This window comes from Candidatus Sysuiplasma jiujiangense (assembly GCA_019721075.1).
Lineage (GTDB): Archaea > Thermoplasmatota > Thermoplasmata > Sysuiplasmatales > Sysuiplasmataceae > Sysuiplasma > Sysuiplasma jiujiangense.
The window spans coordinates 42,071-61,093 of record JAHEAD010000013.1 but is presented as its reverse complement, the minus strand read 5'-3'; the positions used below and the strand labels follow the sequence as shown (position 1 = coordinate 61,093).

Sequence of the window (19,023 nt, the reverse complement as noted above, 5' to 3'; positions counted from 1 at the left end):
TGATAATATTTTATCATGCCCGCCTTAAGGGTCCTCCATGAAGATCAGGGCGACTTCAAGGGCATCCGGAATGGAGTATGCAATAAGAGATATTGTCCTTCCCGCCAGGAAACTGGAGAAGGAGGGGACGGAAGTCATCAGAATGAACATAGGAGATCCTGACGCCTATGATTTTGACACGCCGGAGCACATCAAGAGAGCACTGTTCGACGCGGTACTGGACGGTTACAACGGTTACGGCGATTCGGAAGGCGACCCTGAGCTGCGTCAGGCCATCTGCGAAAGGGAAGGGAGGAAGAACGGCAACAGGGTGGAACCTGAGGACGTTGTGGTAACGGCCGGAATAACTGAGGGAATTCAGCTGGCACTCGGGGCACTTATTGACAGCGGAGACGAGCTGCTCGTGCCGGGTCCGACGTATCCGCCGTACTCGTCCGTTACAAAATATTTCGGTGGAAAGGCTGTACCCTACAGGACAATAGAGGAGGAGGGCTGGAGGCCTGACACGGCAGACCTGCGTTCAAAGATAGGCGCGGGGACAAAGGCAATACTGATCGTCAGTCCCAACAATCCGACGGGTGCCGTCTGGAGCGAGAAGGATCTCAGGGAGATATGCGACATAGCGGGGGAGCACGGCCTGCCTGTCATTTCCGACGAGATCTACGATATGCTTGTTTACGAGGGGAAACATGTCTCGCCGTCCTCCGTTTCCAGGGACATTCCCATGCTGATACTCAACGGCTTCTCCAAGAGCTACCTGGTAACGGGCTGGCGTGTGGGATACGCGATATTCCGTGATGCAGGCGAAATGCTGTCCGGCTTCAGGGAGGCTTTCCTGAAACAGGTCAGGGCGCGCCTCTGCGCAAGCAATCCCGCACAGAGGGCAATGATTGCGGCGCTCAACGGACCGCAGACGCACGTAAGGGAGATGGTAAGGCAGCTTGCAGAAAGAAGAAATTATGCGGTGAAGCGGATTAATGAAATGGACGGCCTCTCGGTGACAAAGCCGCGGGGCGCGTTTTACATATTTCCCAAGATAGAAAGCGGGAACTGGAAAAATGACATGGAGTTTGTGCTGCATGTGCTCGACAGGGGGCATGTGCTGTTCGTAAACGGTTCTGGATTTGACAGCGAATACGGGAGGATGCATTTCAGGTCGGTGTTTCTTCCCCCAAGGGAAGTGATGGAGAAGGCCATGGACGGACTGGAGCATGCGCTGCACGCAGCGCGATGAAAGCACGGGGAACAGCAATTCTAATAACGGCGGAAGACATAGAAAGCTGTCATGAGCGACAGTATCAGGAAAACTGTGGAGATGCATCTCACCGAAAACACGAAATGCTACAATCACTGCGAATCGCCGGCCACGCACCATTTCATCAGGGACGACACGGCATGCTATGCCTGCAGCGGCGGTTATGTTTCAAAGATCATAATGTACGGCAGCCAGGCGGATGCCGCAGGGCTGAGAAACTTCGTCGACGGCCTCTTCAACGGTGCTGCAGACATCCGGGACGAGGACATAAGGGTGGCAACGAGACACCCGTGGGAACTCGGGATTGAGGGGACAAGTTCAGGGAACACCGTTCTCAGGGAGGCATACTGGAATCAGAATTACAGGCGTGGAATGTCCGGAGAGACTGACAGGATTACGCTCTACAGGTGTGTGTCATGCGGCAAACTCTTCACGCAGGCATACAGCAGGGAACCTGCAAGATGCGAAGACTGCAAAGGCGGGGGAAGGGCGGCCGACGGGGTGAAGAGGGTGATAGTGGTCTACGCAAACTGGTGCCCGCACTGCGTTCCCACGACAGTCGAGCCCATGACGGAAATGGCAAAGGAACTGAACGCCGAACTGACGCTGCTCGACATCGATGTGAAGGAGAATGAGGCTGACAGCATCGTGAGAAGATACGGGGACTGGGCCCCGGACTACATAATACCGCAGGTCTTCTTCGAATACAGGAACGGAAACATCAGCCATATAATGACAGGCTTTTCCGAAGGCGTTGAATTCACGAAGAGAGCCGTTGAACAGCTCAGGAAAAGCAGCCTTTTTGCCGAACTCAGGGGAAGGTAGCGCCGCTCACTGAAGCGCCCCCTGATGCGCTCTTGCCCATCACGGGCAAGGCAGGATGCTTGCGTCGCAGGAAAGCCGGCAATACGGTTTTCCTTAATAAGCAGGACTGCCGTGTGCCTTACACATGGCATATCTCTGCCTTTTAAGGCACGGCGAGTCGCTCTGGAACAGGGAGAACAGATTTACCGGCTGGGTGGACGTGCCGCTCACGGAACATGGAATGGAGGAGGCGAAGGCAGCGGGCTCGAAGCTGAGGGAGAGCGGCACGGCCTATCATGTTGCATACACAAGTGTCCTGAGCCGGGCCGTCGGGACGCTGGAGATAGTCCTCCGCGAAATGAACGTTGACATTCCAGTGATCAGGGATGAACATCTTAATGAAAGGAATTACGGCGATCTCCAGGGGCTCAACAAGGCGGGAGCTGCAGCCGTTTACGGAGATGAACAGGTGAAACGCTGGAGGAGGAGCTACAGTGTGAGACCGATGAACGGCGAAAGCCTCGAAGATACGCAGAAGAGGACGATTCCGTTCTTCAGGAACTGCATACTGACCGACATCAATTCTGGAAAGAATGTGCTTGTTGTCGCACACGGCAACAGCCTGCGATCGATTGTCATGTATCTGGAAAAGATACCGGCCGAGGTGATTCCCGGAATTGAGATACAGACAGGCGTACCGCTCGTATACGAAGTGGACGGAGAAAACACTGTCAGAGGGAAGACGGAATTGAAATGACGGATAACTGCAACACTCTTCAGGCGTACGGGAGGCGATTGATGCGCCTGAAGGCTGAAAGCAGCGCTTCAGGAAAGTGTTATTCCGCCGTCGACCACGAGTGTTTCGCCCGTTATGAATGAGGCGTCGTCAGACATCAGGAATCTGACCGCCTTTGCAACATCCTCCGGAAGACCGAGTCGTCCCGCGGGAGTCCTTTTGAGTATAACTTCTAGGATGCGCGGGTCATCAAGCTTTTTCCTGTTAATGTTTGTTCTGACGTAACCGGGTGCAACGCTGTTCACTCTTATCCTTGGAGCAAATGAAACAGCCATCGACCTTGTTGCGTGTATGAGCGCCGCCTTCCCTGCCTCATATGCAACGGCCGAAAGACCTGCACGAATGCCGGCTGCAGAGCTTATGTTCACGACGGCACCTTCTCCCCTGATAAGAGGTACCAACCTCCTGGTGAGAAGGACCGGCGCGCGGATATTTACGCTCTGCACCTCATCCCATGCTTCGTCCGCAATATCAAGCGCCGACCCCGGTCTTCCGGTTCCTGAATTATTGACTATGCCGCCAAGTTCCAGACCGTCCTCCCTGATTCTGCCCGAAATACTGTCGAGTCCGATGCTCTTTGACAGGTCAGCCTGGTAAGTACGGACATCCGCACCGGCCTCCATGCATTCCTTTGCTGTTCTTTCGGCGCCATCCCTGCTGCGGTTGTAGTGCAGGGCTACGTTCCATCCATTTTTTGCAAGTTCTACCGCTATTGCGCTTCCCAGTCCGCCGGATGAGCCCGTCACAAGAACAAATTTTTTCGTCATCTGACCGACATGGAAAAATGTTTTTTAATACTTTTACCGAAGAACAACTGTCACTACGCGGGAAAATGCGCATAAGAGCAGGGAACACCATGACACACGCATGCCGACTGGTGATGCCGGCAGTACCGGTTGTGCCGAGAGGGAATGAATTCAATCAACAGAAGAGAGCTAAGAGAGAAAGAATCGAGGGCGGATCAAAACCTTCGCGCTGCAACAGAATAGCCGTCCGATCGTAGGTGCGCAGTGTCGCGCAACTGCTCCCATAAACATTTTCAGCACAACGCGGCAATAGCGGCGCACGGATGCAAACGGTCTGCATGACAGGGTGGGGGGAAAATCCGGTTCCATCCATGCTTCCTGTTTTCAAAAGCGTGTGCAGGCGTATGCCCGGTGCACTTATGATACGGTTTATCCGGATTGTTGCAAGCCGTTACTGCCAACCGGAAGTGTAAATCTATGAGCTGGAGAGCCGCCGTCAAATGCCAGCAGGTGTTACCCATTATATAGACATGAAGAAGTTTATGGTGGGCAGGCTCTCTGAGGGGAGTGTGATACACGGGGAAAGAACGGGCGTTTTCTGCAGGACCCCACATCTCTGCACACGTTCATGCCTCTAACCTTAAGGAAAAATGGAAACAGGCAAATCTGTTTCTCAGACTGAAGAAACAGGACACTGCAATGATCGGACTTTTCCTGGCTTATTCGGCCGGATGGTCATGGATAACACTTTCGAAATATTACTCCCTGCATACATACGTACTTGACCTTGGCGTTTCATCGCAGCTTGTCTGGTCCGTTTTCAGGGGCAAATTTCTGTTTGTCCCTGAAAAGCTGATATATCTTTTTATTTCCCCTTTCTATGCCCTCTTCCCCTATCAGCCGGCCCTGCTCGTCTTCCAGAGCACATGGATAGGGCTGGGTTCAATACCCCTGTTTTACCTGTCAAAAAGACTGGGAACCGGAAGCTACTCGGTAATTGTGCCGGCGGCCTATCTCCTTTATTTTCCGATGGCCGGAGTCAACTGGTTTGACTTTCACTTCATGGCGCTGCTGCCGACATTCCTCTTTTTTGCACTTTATTTCAGGCTTAGCGGACACCTTGCGCTCTCATCGGTGTTTTTTGGTCTGGCCTCGATAACAGACCTGATGGCGCCTCTGATAGTGTCCATCACCGGTCTTGTCCTGCTGCTTGATTACAGGCTGTCCCGAAATCACAGTTTGTTTGCATCTGATGCCGAAGCGGCAGTGGATCACAGGAGGCTGGATTCCTGCATTTTTCTCGCGCCACTGTTGTTTTTTCTGGCGACAGTCGGTATATTCGGGACGGAAACAGTCCTGCAGTATCTGCCAGCCCATTTCGAAATAACCTCACTGGGCAGTTATATCGGCTACGAACTACTGTTCAAACTGCTGTTTGTGTTTCTCTCGCTGCTGCCGTTTATACTCCTTGCCTGGAGGGCTCCGCTCTGGCTTCTGCTCTCGCTCCCGTTCTTCCTGCTGGAGCTTGCCGGAACCTATGCGCCGTATTTCATCCCTTTCTATTTCCAGTACCCTTCGCTTTATGTTCCCGGTCTCCTGCTTGCGGCTGTCTTCGGACTCAGGAAACTGATGTCCGGCAGGAGGATTTCACGCAGCACATTGCGCAAACTGACAGCAGCATCTCTAATTGCCATATCAGTGACGGGCACGATGTTTCTGCCCTATTCCCCGCTGAACGGCAGGACTGCAATGCCTTTCATCAGCGGGAATTACTCTTTCAGAACACAGACGACAGTTACGCGGACGGAGCAGGAGTTGCTAGCAGTATTTTCAACAATACCGCCGAACGCATCCGTTCTGATACAGAACAACATGCCGCAGCTTGCTCAGCGTATGAATTTTTCGATGCCCGGCCTTTATTCGGGTTCATACCTGCCCCAGTTCGTTGTTACGGATGCACAGTCGAGGTTTCTGACACTGAATCTGTTCGGAAACTACAGCGGGAATATGCTCTACTGGGCCGACAGTTTTCTTGCTTCGGGCAGGTACGGCATTTATGCCGAAATCAGCAACGATCTGATACTTGAAAGAGGGTATGGAGGTCCTGTAAGATATTTTGCGCCGTACATCCTGCAACTACCGGATATGGCCGGCGCTCATCCGTTATTCACAAACGTGACGGGCAGGAATATCACGATGCTGCTTGCCGAAGGAAGTTATACGCTGAGGGTGTCGGGAGGCAGTTTTACAGATCCGGCACTTCTGACGGACGGAACAATTCTGCCACATCCGCATTGGAAAATATCAGACAGCAATGGATCTGCATATGCTTCAGTAAGCATCTATTGCAGTTCTGCCTATTCCTATGTTACAGTACGGCTTCCGCCGGCCGCGTTATTGAATGATACTGTCATCTCGGTTATCCAGACCGGATAGGCGAATAACTGGCATACAATGCGAACAGTTGGCAAAACACATGCCATCCGTTTCTATACCCGGACATGATTCTGAACAGGACGAAGAGAGAGGTCAGGTTAAATAACAAATTATCGCGGCTCCCTTTCCCGAGACCTGACATCCGTACAATCGGCAATCCATCACTTCCGGTTTCTCGGATACTTATAAGTGGAGCAGCTTTCATGCGACGCCTGAATGCCGAAGATACCCTTCCTCTTCTTTCGGTTTCTAGTATCCAAGATGCTTGTAAGCATCCTCTTCAGTGCTTTCACCGTATTCTTCCTGTGGGAAATAGTTGAGACATACCATTCCGTATTCCTTGCGGGGCTGGTTGCTACCATATACCTTGTCGTCCAAATGCTTGTATCCGTTCCTGTAGGACACATGATAGACAGGATGAACAGCACTGTCATCGGCATGATCGGCTCAGTGATAGTCCTGCTGAGTCCCCTCTTGCTGACAACAGGCTACACGCTTCAGGTTGTGTACTCCTCAACTGTGTTAATCACGGTTGGGTGGACAATGAAAGGGGACAGTTTTTCTGCAACGATCAAGAAGCATCTGAGCGAGGATCAGTTCATGGCATCAAATTCCTTTAACCTTGCAGCAACATACGCTGCATCACTGACAGGAACAGCTCTCGGTGGAGCGGCGATCCTGTACTTTGCGCGTCTTTTTCCCTACCTGCTTCTTGTGACTGCACTCGCCTCCCTTCTCCTGTCGATGCCGGTCAGCGAGGAGATGCCAAGGCGCGGGCACTCAAGAGTTGTCGGGGAACTGGCATCATCGCTTGCTTTCTTCCGGAAGATAGTCGGGTTTCTCGTCATAGCCTTTGTTCTGAACGGCCTTTTCATGGCTCTCGATGTCTACTCCTCAGGTCTGTTCCACATCATACTCCATTCCAACGCAATCTTCTACACCCTGTTTGTGATGTCCATCCCGGTCGGCGGAATATTTGGATCATTCCTGGCCAATTTCTTTAAAAACAGTATTCAGAGACCATTCACAGTCGCCTCTCTGGTCCTCCTATTCGCTCCTATGTTTCTTGTCCTCGGCATTAGCAGGAATGCTGTTGCGGACGTAATCGATGCGCTGCTGCTGGGCCTCCTGTTGCCCGTGATCAACCTGCCGCTGAACGTTAAACTGATGAAAATCGTACCCTCAAGGACATATGGCAAGATCATGGCCTTCCTGCGGATCTTTGTGGGCGGCTCCACTCCTGCAATGGCCGCTCTCTTTTCATTTATCGCGATATATTTCCCTGTCAGTGAAGTGCTGCTGTACGTCGGCATACTGCTCTTCCCGCTGACCGGTCTGTCATACATTGTTTTACCCAGATTCATGAACATGAGACCGGAGGAGGACTGAACCGGAAGATGGCAGAATAGCAGCGCTGATTGCGGCATGCCGTCGCGCGAATCCTGACTGAATGGAGATCCCCACGATCTCAGGACTTGCGGAGATGAAATGCACCGCAGAGAGATGGCGGACAGCACAGCCGGCGTCATCTGGAACATGACCTGTAACACTTGCGGACAAAGTCGAATAAGTGTCCTTTCCCTGAATTGAAATACAATGAGCAGGTCAGGCTTCCCTGGCAGTCCGGACACAGGAAAGAGAAGGTCACACAAGGTCACCGGCATGATACGGTCATCCTGGCAGGCAGACGGTGGGAACGAGTTCGGTTTCAATCTTTACATAGCATCTCAGGTCAGGTCGGGAAGACATCTCCATCCTTATTGGCCATTTAAAGGCGGCGGCCTGCGCGCGGTTCAGGAAAAAGGAGGCGAATAAGCCCAGGAAGATTCTGATTTCTATGGACCTGTAATCTGCTGGGCATGTCCAATTGAAACACACGTGACTGCTTTTGAAAATAAATGCCTGAAGGAACCAGTGCTGTGCAGTTAAAAAGTGATTTATCTTCACACGCAGCTCAGAAAAGAGTGAAGTCAATGGCAGAGGTGTATTACTCAGGTCCGGAATCTGTGAAAAATGGATATCCGGGAACAGACGTTTCATAAATGCTGGAAAAGATGGAGAACACAAACGAATAGGTGGTAGTCAACGGAGAAGCGGCCCATGATATGTGCTTCCGGCCATTCCACTATGGCTGTGGAAAAATTCATTCTGATATTGAAATCCCACTCCATCTCACTCGTTGTTGACATAAGGACAATTCCGCGTTCCAGGTACAAACTTCAATGATTGCTTTGCATGGTCTGACCCCTTATTATGAGACAGTGTCTGCTTATCCATCGGCTGCACGGCGGCAGCTGTTTTCCCGCCATTATCGCAGGCAGCTGCTCCTGTCACTTTTGATCTGCTCCACTTCTGCTGAAAGATTGCCTGCTCTGCGGCATACAATATGCCTGGATGTGTAATTCAGCATCAGCTGTGACTGAGGATTCTCTGGATCGACAGGCGTTTGCCTTTGCAGTATGAATGCAGCAACAGTTCCGGAGCTGCAGGTAATCACTCCGCTGTTGAAGGAGCCCTCCTTTCGATTGGCGATGACGCCCTCCTTTCCCAATGGACTCACTGAAGCACTGTGAGAGGGCGATGAGCGTTTCCGCCAGAGTGACTCATCCGCTGCCCGGAGGGCTCTTCCTGCGCCTCATTACAGCAGCAATCACGACAGCTCCGACCACGATGCCAGCCGCAACCCCGCCTGCAGCCGCTGTAAGCAGGCTTGCAGTGCTGCCCTGGTTGTTGCTCTTTGCCGCCTGAGTCGAGGAAGAGGTGACCTTGATGTTCACCGATTTCGTGACTGTCTTGCCGGCAGCATCCGTCACGCTGACAGTAACCGTGTAATTGCCCGGCCTGCTGTATGACTGTTGAGGGGACTGCTGCGTCGATGTATTGCCGTCGCCAAGATTCCAGGCGTAGGAATACGGCGATTCCCCACCGGTGACTGCAACTGTGAAGTTTACAGTGTTGCCTGCCCTGACTGTTGAAGCGCTGTTTATTGAAATCTGCGGATCCGGCAATACAAGGACCAAATATGCTGCTGACGCAAGCTGTGTGGACGAGTTGGAAACAACGAGGGTGACCTTATAATAACCGGGGGAACCATAGGCCTGTGTAACAACGGCAGATGAAGACGTATTGCCGTTACCCAGGCTCCATGCATATGTCAGGGCTGTACTGCCATACTCTGTTCTGGCGGAGAAAGTGATAGGTAGGCTTGCATCTGTCACATTGCTGCTTGCAATTATGGAAAGTGTCCCGCTTGCAACTGTCACCTCCGTCTGATTCGTTGCCGTGTATCCTGCCGCATCGATCACCTTCAGACTCACGTTGTAATTGCCTGCCTTGATGTACGTATGGCCAAGGGAACGCTGCGTGGACTGATTCCCGTCGCCCAGATTCCACTGGTAGATGTAGGGACTCAGACCGCCTGTAACACTGGCACTGAGGGTAACATTGCCTCCGGCCGCGACAGCCGACGGTGAGACGAATATGCTGACCTGCGGGTCAGGCATAACCACGATCAGATATGAAGCTGTGGAGCTTTCACCTGCGGAGTCCATGACGGTTACGCTAACAGTGTAGTTTCCACTGGATGAGTAGGCATGTGTGACAGTGGGCGATGAAGAGGTACTGCCGTCTCCCAGAGACCACTTGTAGGTGATCGGCGTGCTGCCATGCTGGAACTCGGCCGAGAAAAGAACCGGAATGCCTGCATCTGTCAGGTTGCTGCTTGCCGATATTGTAAGGTTCTCAGGAGGGAGGGAAACTATCTCCGTAATCGATGCTCTGGTCACAGTTCCAAGCGAGTCGGTGACGGTAGCGCTCACCGTGTAATTGCCGGAAGCACTGAAGACATGGCTTACCGGATTTCCATTAGCACCTGTTCCGTCTCCGAATGACCACTGGACTGAGTATGGGGATGTTCCGCCTGCTATGCTCGCGGAGAACTGGACAACCTGACCGGCGTCTGGTGTTGTGGAAGAAGCTGCTATCGAGGCGCTGAGCGGCGGACTGACTGTCAGCTTGACAGATGCATCTGTTGTCTCACCCGCGGCGTCGCTGACGGTGAGTGTAATGGTGAATGTGCCGCTTTCCGTGGGGGTACCGCTTATGGTGCTGGAATTCTGCGAAACCATGCCTGCAGGAAGACCTGAATACGAGTAGGTTATGGACCCTACGCCAAATGTGACGGAGGATGAAGCGGAAACGCTGGAGCCCTCATCGATTGTACTCTTTGAAAGGCTGAATGAATTGATCACTGGTGGAATTCCCGCAACAGTGTAATTTCCAACCATAATGCCACTGCTGATCAAACCGATAGAGGGGAACCACAGGGAACCTCCCTCAGAGGATGGCTGGGAGGGGATGAACAGGCCACCGAGCGGGAACGAGCTGGAGGCAAGCAGTGCAACCGGATTGGCAGATGTGGGGGATGTCCCGTTGATGACAGCTATGGTCCTGTTATACATATCCTGACCTTGGTAAATACCAGATGTGTCTATGAGCTGCCATGGCAGGCCGTTCTGCGTCAGATAGAGATCCTTGTTGTTTGGATCATAGGTAAGCATGCCTGCCACATTTGGCCCAAAAGGAGAACCCGCAGGCAGATCGTTGGAAAAGGTAAATCTGCTCAAATGAACGTCCGGCATTGAGAAATTGAGAACATACGACTGCGTGTAAGCATTGATGATGCCTATCCCTTCGGGATAGGGACCTGTTGATGGAGTGGAAGAGTTAATATAAGAATACGAGAAATAGACCGAACCATCGGCCGGATCATATGCGATGCCGCCAAGAGCTACATTGGATGTACTAAACGAACCCAGACTTGGCATCGAAATGAGATGTTCGGAATAGTTGTTCATATTGATTGCCATCACTTCAATATTGCCTGATGATGAATTAAGGCCCAGGACAAACAGTGTGGAGAAATTCGAGTTGAAAGTCATGGATTCTGCATAGATACTGGAGAGCGACGGGGGGTTTGCGTTCGTCAGGTTCTGTGCAACATTGTATATCGTTAAGACAGATGACACAGGAGTGGTTGTAGTTAACACCTGTAGAATATATGCCTGCCCGTTAATGGTGTCATAGAGTGTGTTTGCCACATATCTGGGATACGGCAAAGACATCGTCGCGATTGTTTTGTTTGCATATGTATTGTACACCTGAATAAACGCGTTCGTTCCATTGTTTTCGCCGAGGATGATGTTACCTGTGCCGGTGTCCCAGGCAGCGCTGGTGACCTGATGCAAAGTGGGTATGTCGCCTGAGAGCAGATATGCCGAGGTGGCATTAGCCTCAAGCATGCCGTTGAAAAAACCACTTGGATTTACTGAACCCTGTATTGCACCTGAATAGATCAGGCCATCATAAGGGTCATATGCACCCGGCACAGGAAAGGGAGCTGAAGAGTCGGTGGCACCAAAAGAGAGTGTTTTGATTATTCTGCCGGGATAGGAGGAAGGCTGGGATGCGGAGCTCGTGCCTGCTCCGGGTGTGAGTGAAACGCCCGACGTTGCCGAACCGGAGATTGCCACTGAAGTACGGACCTTGCGGTGAGCCTGACTCACCGTCAATAAACGTGTTCCGCTGTAATTGCTGTGCGTCAATGCTCCAGCGGCGGGGCCGATTGCAACAATGAGCACGACAAACATCGCAAGAAGCACCGCGCTCTGTCCTGAGCGACAGATTCCTGCGTTCTTCATTGGTTGCTCAGCAGACTCGTTCCAATTTAAAGGGCAAAAATTCATGTTTTTCAAAAACTCCTAAGATCGGAAGGGGCAGGTTACTGTTTTATTTAAACCCTTCCCTCAGCTCGTGAGTGGGACATAAGTCCCCTATCCGGAAGTCATGTTGAACAGATTATGCCATGTGCCCTTGCACATGGCAGCAGTCCTGATCCTGTCCTCTCTTCTCTGCTGTATCCTCCATCCCGTTGTCCTTTTGTCTGCGGAGAACTGAGACTCCGAGTTCTCCCTCCTGTAGTATTCGGAAAGGAACTCCATCGGCGAGTCGATGAGTCTGCCGATGAGTTTCTTCCATGCCGGCGGTTCCCTGATTGTTGTGCTGCTTCTGGGTATTATGAAACGCCTTTGTTCCTTCAGAGAAGTCGTCCAGTGTGTACTGTGTGCAGTAATACTGGTCGAGGCGGATGCTCCCGGCATCCGTCAGCGTGATGTCGAGCATCCTGAGCGCATCGCGGTATGCATCCTTCTCAGACTTCATGCTCACACCGTAGGCAACATAGAGATTGGTGCCCAGGTCGAGTATTGCGAACGCATATACGAAGAGTCTGTGGTCGGGATTTGTCTTTATGCAGTTGCCGTTCACTCGCATGGAACGGTAGTGACGCGTTATCGACAGGGAGCAGCCGGTGCCGTCGCCGGTCAGGTTGCCTCCTGTACCGGAGGCAAGGAGAATGAACATGTTGTGTATTATGAGCCTGACCGGCAGGGCGGAGTATGCCCTTTCCACTGTTTTGTAGCATATGTCTATGTCTGTCAGCGGACCGAACAGCGACAGCAGTCCGGACATCTTCCTGTTGCTCAGTGAGAATATCTCCTTCAGCAGCAGTATGACAACCTTCTGTTCAGGCGTCACCTTCGGCGGCCTGCCCATGCGGTCGTCCGTAGAGAATATGATCGATGACGCACTCTTCACTACAGAGTACACTTCAGCTGCTGCATGCCTGATTCTCTGTTCGTATGACCGCTCATATGCACTCCGGTCTCTTCCGGTGTGCCTGGAGTACTGTTCCCTGTACTTCCTTACAAGGAAATCGAACTCATTGTGAAATCTGTCAAACTGCTCATTCGTCAGCACAAACAGTAATATATCTGTACATATATCAACATGCCGGTCGTTATGAGAACAGTTGAGGTCGTTGACGGCAATCTGCGACTGTCAGATGAGGTTGTTGCAGTCATAGAGAAGGAAGTGACAAAATTCGGTACAGGGGCAAAGGTTGACTGCCCCAGGAAGTTCCTGGGGAAAAGGGTCTATCTTGTGATATGCGAGAAGGGAAGAGAAAAGTGACTTATGTCCCACTCACAGCAGGAACCATCGGTATTTTATATTAATATATTAATTGGTTTTCCGGGTGGGTAGCGGATGATGCATGTGTGGATGCGCTCCGTTGGACTGGCAGATTGTCCGTGCCGCATGTTGCGTACCAAAGCTGTCAGCATGAAACGAGAGAGAGCTACACAGTGATGCCGTTATCCCGAAAGAAAGATTGAAAGATAAATTGAGAGATGAGAAGATGAAGATATCAGACGGATCTAATGGAACTGGAAAGTTGAGGATGCTGGCTGTCGCGCTTGTAGCCGCAGCAATGATTCTGAGCGCGTTTCTTGTTTTTGGAGCGGCACTGTCGCTTGCAAGCACAGGGGTGACGCACATAAGCAACACTGTTCAGCACTATTCGGTCTGGACTGTAACGACACCGACTGTTGTCAGCAACTCAACCATATATGCGGGCAGTGTCGTGGTTACAAACAGCTCCCTTCTGTCTGTGGTTAACGGCAGTTCTGTTGTGGTGAACTACACGGTTGTTGTGGAGGGCGGTGCAACTATGAACATGACATCAAGCACGCTCATATTCAACTCCTCTTCTTCTCCGTCGGATGTCAATGTATATACAGGGTCCAATCTGCAGTTTTACAGATCACTCGTTACTCACGCCCCAAATTCAGGAGGTGGACTGGACGGTGCATCGTATTATATCTATGCGAACAGCACCTCCGCTTCTGCAAAGGCCCGAATTAGCGTTGTTTCCTCGGAACTCACTCAGCTAAGCCTTCTGGATATACTCGCCAACGCGACCGGAACGCTGTACAATACGACTGTCTATTCACACACCAGCTACTCACCCACAGGACCGGTATACAACGATACCGTCAACCTTTTTTTCAATGGGGGCTCCGGAAGCCTCGGGGATTCATCACTCTATGACACATTTGTGGCTGCACAACACGCTCCCGGCCTTCAGATTTCAGCCAACAGATTCGTTGAAACGGAGAACAGCAATTCATCACTGAAGGGTAATTACGTAATTAGTGTCATGGATTCAAATGGAATAAGTGTTGCACAAAATAGCCTGACAGGCATAGCTGGTGAGGGCATTATTTTGTTCCTGGTGAATGACAGCTATTTAAGCAGAAATTCGTTAAGCTCAGGATTTGCCGGAATAGGAGTAGTACAGTCAAATCATAACTTAATAGAAGATAACAGAATTGTCGATTCGGGCATCTACGGACTGGTTTTACTTGAATCATACGGCAATTCGCTATACTCAAACACCATGAGAAATGAATCTTTCAATTTTGGCAATTATTGGACATACGGCATGGACCCGCTCTACCTTTACAATACAGTAGCCTCAAACAATACGGTTAACGGTCTCAATGTCTACTACATTGTAAACGGAAGCAGCATGGCATTTTCAAATGCAGGATACATCACATTCGTCAACAGCAGGAATATGACGGTTACTGGAGCCAACCTCACTTCAAACATTGTAGCGGGCACAATTTACAACAGTTCTGGGATTTCGGTAAGCAGCGTATCAAATGCATCCATGGAGGCGATCTCAGGCCTGGATATTGTCAATTCCACGGATGTTGCCTTATCGAATTCTGATTTCAGCAATTTCATAACTGAATTTGCTTCCAATGAACCGGCAATCGGCGTCTACAATGTGAACGGATTCTCCCTTACCGACAGCACTGTAAACAACATAACCTCCAGTCACAATGACTACGCCGTCGATGCGTTCAATACAACTTCCTTTACGATTGGATACTCCAACCTTTCAAACGACTATTACGGTGCGCTGTCATTCAGCAGCAACTTCAGCGGTCTCACCATCACGCACAGCAAAATGACCGGCAACTACTACGGCGGCGTAGGATACAATGGAATCACATATGCAACCGATGTCAGTTTGATTGATTCCAACTTCAGCAACGATTATTACGGCGGTGTGGGTTACGGCGGACTGACAGGCCAGGGAAGCATTGCCTACACAAACAATCTGAAGATAGTTGATTCGCTGTTCGCGAACGATTTCGCCGGCGGAATAGGGTATCAGAGCATCGCATACACAAACAACACCTACATTCTTAATTCCACATTCACGAACGACTACCTTGGCGGAATAGGGTATGCAAGCGCCAACTTTGCATTCTATTATTCAAGCAATGTTACGATAATGGGAAGCAACCTGAGCAGCGACTACTACGGCGGAATAGGGTATTACCCGGATGAGCATACAAGCAATTTGAGGATAATCGACAGTACTCTCACAAACGACACTTACGGCGGATTTGGAAATATCGGACTTTTTGCAGTAAGTGGACTTGCAATAATGAATTCCAATCTTTCAAATGACCTCTACGGCGGAATAGGGTATTACGGCATATCAGGGTCTAACAACATTACAATTTGGAACAGCACCCTCTCCAATGACTATTACGGCGGAATAGGGTATTACGGATTGAGTTCGTCCAGCAACATACTGATTGCCCACTCCACATTCAACAATGACACATATGGCGGAGACGGTGCCAGTGGCATGAATCAGCTTGCAAACATTCACATAATCGATGACAAATTCACAAACAGCTACGCAGGTTTGAACAGCATAACATCCAGCGCAGGCGTGGTCATACAGGGTTCTGTATTCAGCAATGACGAGTACGGCCTGGGCAGCCTTGCCAACGACGGTAACGTTGTGATTGACAATTCGACATTTTCGCACAATATCCGCTCTGGGATTGGCTCGATAACCGATTCCTCTAACGTGGTGATAATGTCATCCGTCCTGAGCCACAACAACAAAGGTATTTCGGATGTTTACAGCAGCGACCTGATTGTTGTCAAATCGAATGTCAGTAACGACTACGGCGGAGGCATCTACGTCGGTTCATATTCCTATGTTTCAGTGCAGAGCTCGGTTCTTGATGCTGATTATTTTGGGCCGCTCGACATCTCAAGTAACGCGTATGTCGCTGTGAATAACTCTGTGATGACAGGTAATGAACAGGGCATTTCCATAGGATCAAATTCCTTCCTCCTGATTGAGAATAGCACAGTCAATGGACTGCTCTATACCCTGAGCATGAGCGGGTCCACTGTGATAGTCTACAACAGCACGGTGAACACCAACAACACCCAATTCAGCGGAGATCTCTTCCTTGAGGCGCAAATGGCCAGGGTTCAGGTTCTGGACGCTGCAGGCAATCCGCTTTCCGGAATCTATGTAAATGTCTACTCGGCAGGACAGAATGTTTATTCCGGCTTCACGGGCAAGGACGGCTACACGCCGTATTTCTTCGCATACACTTACGAAATGTCCTACACGTACACAGGCGTGCCTCTGACAACTGTGACGCCTCAAAACACAGGACCTTACACTTTCTCGAATGCATATAACTTCTATGTTACTTCCCCAATGACGACACTTGTGGTCAATGCCACATCAGGCGTGTCCAGGCCTACAGCACCCAATGACGTTTCAGCAACTGCCGGAAACGGCTACATACTTGTGAAGTGGCTGGCGCCTTCCAGCTCCGGTTCCTCTCCGATCACGGGCTACAATGTAACGCTGACATGGTCAGGAGGTTCAATGACGACACAGGTCTCGGCAAACACACTTGACGTCAACTTCACCGGTCTGACCAACGGAGTGACTTACACAGTAACTGTGACTGCGGAGAGTTCCCTCGGAACCGGACCTGCGAGCAGCCCTGTAACGGCAACCCCGACACAGCCCCTTGCTATGCCAGGCGCTACTGACCTCTCACAGGCAAGACTGACCGGCACTTCCCAGGTGACACTGACATGGAGTGCTGTTTCCGGCGCCACTGAATACGAAGTGTTGATGGGCACATCCCCATCCCAGATGGCTGTCATAGCCACTGTCAACTCAACATCATACACGGTCACCGGCCTTAGCCCGGGAACAACGTACTACTTCAGCATCAGGGCAGTGAACAGCGCAGGTGCCGGTCAGCAGTCCAATGTCCAGTCTGTGTCCACAGCGACATCGTCCGCACAGCAGTTTGCCGACTATGCGCCAGGCATATCGCTCATAATCATAGCAATAGCCGCGATTGCCGCACTTGCCGTTGGAGTGTATGTGACGAGGGAGAGAAAGAAGAAGTTGTGAAACAGCACATGCAATGCTGGACAAACCACTTAAAAAACACCTTATTTTTCTTAATATTTACACCAATTGAACTCGATATGGACATGGGAGCAGCAAATCATCAATGGATGGGCGTCATGACCTGCTATGCGTTCAAATTTTTCAAATGTGTTCCTGAGCAAAGGTATAAACTACCTCACAGGCGACCTGCCATTCACTGCAATGATGCGGTACATCGGACTTGTTCCTGGCGATGACATGCGCAGGCTCGGCAAGTATGTCTCAGAGACGCTCATCGAGGCGGCAACATATATCGACCATTATGAAAGGCTCGTTCTCAGAACCTGGGGACTGCCTGGCGGGAGGACAGATGAAGTCTGGCTATCACCCGACCACCGGAGAGCGCTTGGCGATCTGCAGGAGTTCGGACAAAATACTGTACCATGGCAACCATCATTGTTTTTCAACCAGTTTTTCCAGTCTGACCGCATGGCAGTCTTTGCACTCGTTCCTGAAGCTCCGCGCTATGATGAAATAAGAGGGTTTGAAACCCCTATGCGGATACTGCTTGCTCTTCGTCATCAAATCTGCGCATATCCGCCTGCAATCGACGTTCTCCTTCCATTTGACTTCAACAAACGCAATCTCCTTCCTTTCCTTGTTCAGGGCGACAGCATCAATTTCAATGCCGGATGACCAGAAAGCACCGCTCCTGTAGATCGGAAAAGGGATAAGCCGGTGCAGAAGCTGGCGTCGGACCAGATTCTCGACCTGTTTTCCGACAAAGGAGTTGAAATCATCATTGAAGTGTGCCATGGCATTGTTCAGGTTGCCTATTTCCAGATATGATTTGAACGGCTCCACAAATCTGAACCAGAATGAAAAGAAATTGTTTTCCAGCACGTATATCCCCTTCCTGCCCTTCGTGTCATGGACGGAGGTCAATCGTCTTATCAGGCCCAGGGAGACCAGATTGTTGATGTATTTTCTTATGTCCGTTTCTTTGATGCCTGTCTTGTCTGAAATGTGAACAAGCCTGCTGCTGCCGGTCGCAATGGCCCCCATAATGTTCTTGTATGTCTCGGGTGATCTGAACTCTTCCCTGAGGATGAAATCAACCTCTTCATAGAGGCTTCCAGACCTGTTGAAGATCACACTGGCCACATTCTCCTTTGTGCTCAAACGGTCACTGAACTTCCTGAGATAATGCGGAGTTCCTCCGAGGATGCTGTAAAACTCAACGTTTTTGAGAAAACTGTTATGCGGGAAGAATTCAGGAAACTTTGTAAAGGCAATATCATCCAGGCGCATTGACATTGTCCGTCTGCCGTATAATGGACTTCTGTGACTGAGAACGCTCTCTTCCATCATGGAAATGCTTGAACCACAGAGTACGAGCATCACTCTGCCCCTGAGGAGCAACTGATCAACTATCCTCTGAAACAGGGATGGTATGGATTCATCTTTCTCAATCAGATAAGGAAACTCATCGATGACTATCAGTGTACGGTCGTCGAATTTCTTTACGATGTGTTCAAAGATGTCATAGAAGTCATTACTTTCAATTGGCTGTTCACCAAAATAATCAGCGACAAGTCTCTTGAATCTCTCTCCGTTACGAAGTGTACCGCCCTTATCGCAGAGAAAATAGATCCCTTTTTTTTCAGAAAGCAGCTTTTCAAGCATGAATGTCTTGCCAACCCTTCTCCTGCCGTAAAGAATGACCAATTCGAATTTGCCTGAATCGAACTTTTCTGAAAGTGATGACAATTCGGTTTCCCTGTCAATAAAATCAAGGTTCATAATACTAATTATCGTAATCCTAATACTTAATTGTAGCTGA

The 19,023-nt window shown here is 50.4% G+C and carries 12 protein-coding genes; 7 read left to right on the top strand and 5 right to left on the bottom strand.

The window, feature by feature from the left end; all coding sequences use genetic code 11:
* Nucleotides 1-37: 37 nt before the first annotated feature.
* From KIS29_08285 to KIS29_08275, 3 genes are all read left to right on the top strand, one after another.
* Entirely contained in the window at nucleotides 38-1,234 is a 1,197-nt protein-coding gene (locus KIS29_08285; GenBank protein ID MBX8640317.1) for an aminotransferase class I/II-fold pyridoxal phosphate-dependent enzyme, read from the top strand.
* A 522-nt stretch (nucleotides 1,235-1,756) separates the two neighbouring features.
* Nucleotides 1,757-2,080: a thioredoxin family protein gene (locus KIS29_08280; protein ID MBX8640316.1), complete on the top strand. Its 324-nt coding sequence runs from the start codon at nucleotides 1,757-1,759 to the stop codon at nucleotides 2,078-2,080.
* Nucleotides 2,081-2,204: 124 nt separating this feature from the next.
* On the top strand, nucleotides 2,205-2,816 hold the full coding sequence (locus tag KIS29_08275) for a 2,3-diphosphoglycerate-dependent phosphoglycerate mutase (protein ID MBX8640315.1): 612 nt from the start codon (nucleotides 2,205-2,207) through the stop codon (nucleotides 2,814-2,816).
* Between the two features lie 68 nt (nucleotides 2,817-2,884).
* Here the strand turns inward: KIS29_08275 and KIS29_08270 are convergent, their stop codons facing one another.
* Nucleotides 2,885-3,622: an SDR family oxidoreductase gene (locus KIS29_08270; protein MBX8640314.1), complete on the bottom strand. Its 738-nt coding sequence runs from the start codon at nucleotides 3,620-3,622 to the stop codon at nucleotides 2,885-2,887.
* A 678-nt stretch (nucleotides 3,623-4,300) separates the two neighbouring features.
* Between KIS29_08270 and KIS29_08265 the strand changes: the two genes are divergently transcribed.
* Nucleotides 4,301-6,037, top strand: coding sequence for a DUF2079 domain-containing protein (locus KIS29_08265; GenBank protein ID MBX8640313.1), 1,737 nt, complete (start codon nucleotides 4,301-4,303; stop codon nucleotides 6,035-6,037).
* A gap of 216 nt (nucleotides 6,038-6,253) precedes the next feature.
* Nucleotides 6,254-7,426, top strand: a complete 1,173-nt coding sequence (locus tag KIS29_08260) for an MFS transporter (protein MBX8640312.1) — start codon at nucleotides 6,254-6,256, stop codon at nucleotides 7,424-7,426.
* A gap of 919 nt (nucleotides 7,427-8,345) precedes the next feature.
* On the opposite strand, the gene KIS29_08255 is transcribed toward KIS29_08260, so the two are convergent.
* The 3 genes from KIS29_08255 to KIS29_08245 all read right to left on the bottom strand — a co-directional run bounded on the left by KIS29_08255 (nucleotide 8,346) and on the right by KIS29_08245 (nucleotide 12,853).
* Nucleotides 8,346-8,597, bottom strand: coding sequence for a hypothetical protein (locus tag KIS29_08255; protein ID MBX8640311.1), 252 nt, complete (start codon nucleotides 8,595-8,597; stop codon nucleotides 8,346-8,348).
* 43 nt (nucleotides 8,598-8,640) lie between these two features.
* Nucleotides 8,641-11,736: a PKD domain-containing protein gene (locus KIS29_08250; protein MBX8640310.1), complete on the bottom strand. Its 3,096-nt coding sequence runs from the start codon at nucleotides 11,734-11,736 to the stop codon at nucleotides 8,641-8,643.
* A gap of 157 nt (nucleotides 11,737-11,893) precedes the next feature.
* Nucleotides 11,894-12,853 carry a hypothetical protein gene (locus KIS29_08245; GenBank protein ID MBX8640309.1) on the bottom strand — a complete coding sequence of 320 codons (960 nt, stop codon included), beginning with the start codon at nucleotides 12,851-12,853 and terminating at the stop codon, nucleotides 11,894-11,896.
* Nucleotides 12,854-12,895: 42 nt separating this feature from the next.
* On the opposite strand from KIS29_08245, the gene KIS29_08240 reads away from it, so the two are divergent.
* Together KIS29_08240 and KIS29_08235 are read left to right on the top strand one after the other, a co-directional pair.
* On the top strand, nucleotides 12,896-13,066 hold the full coding sequence (locus tag KIS29_08240; GenBank protein MBX8640308.1) for a DUF2080 family transposase-associated protein: 171 nt from the start codon (nucleotides 12,896-12,898) through the stop codon (nucleotides 13,064-13,066).
* 211 nt (nucleotides 13,067-13,277) lie between these two features.
* Entirely contained in the window at nucleotides 13,278-17,201 is a 3,924-nt protein-coding gene (locus KIS29_08235; protein ID MBX8640307.1) for a fibronectin type III domain-containing protein, read from the top strand.
* Between the two features lie 432 nt (nucleotides 17,202-17,633).
* Here KIS29_08235 and KIS29_08230 read toward each other — a convergent pair whose 3' ends face one another.
* Nucleotides 17,634-18,983: an ATP-binding protein gene (locus tag KIS29_08230; protein ID MBX8640306.1), complete on the bottom strand. Its 1,350-nt coding sequence runs from the start codon at nucleotides 18,981-18,983 to the stop codon at nucleotides 17,634-17,636.
* Between the last annotated feature and the right edge of the window lie 40 nt (nucleotides 18,984-19,023).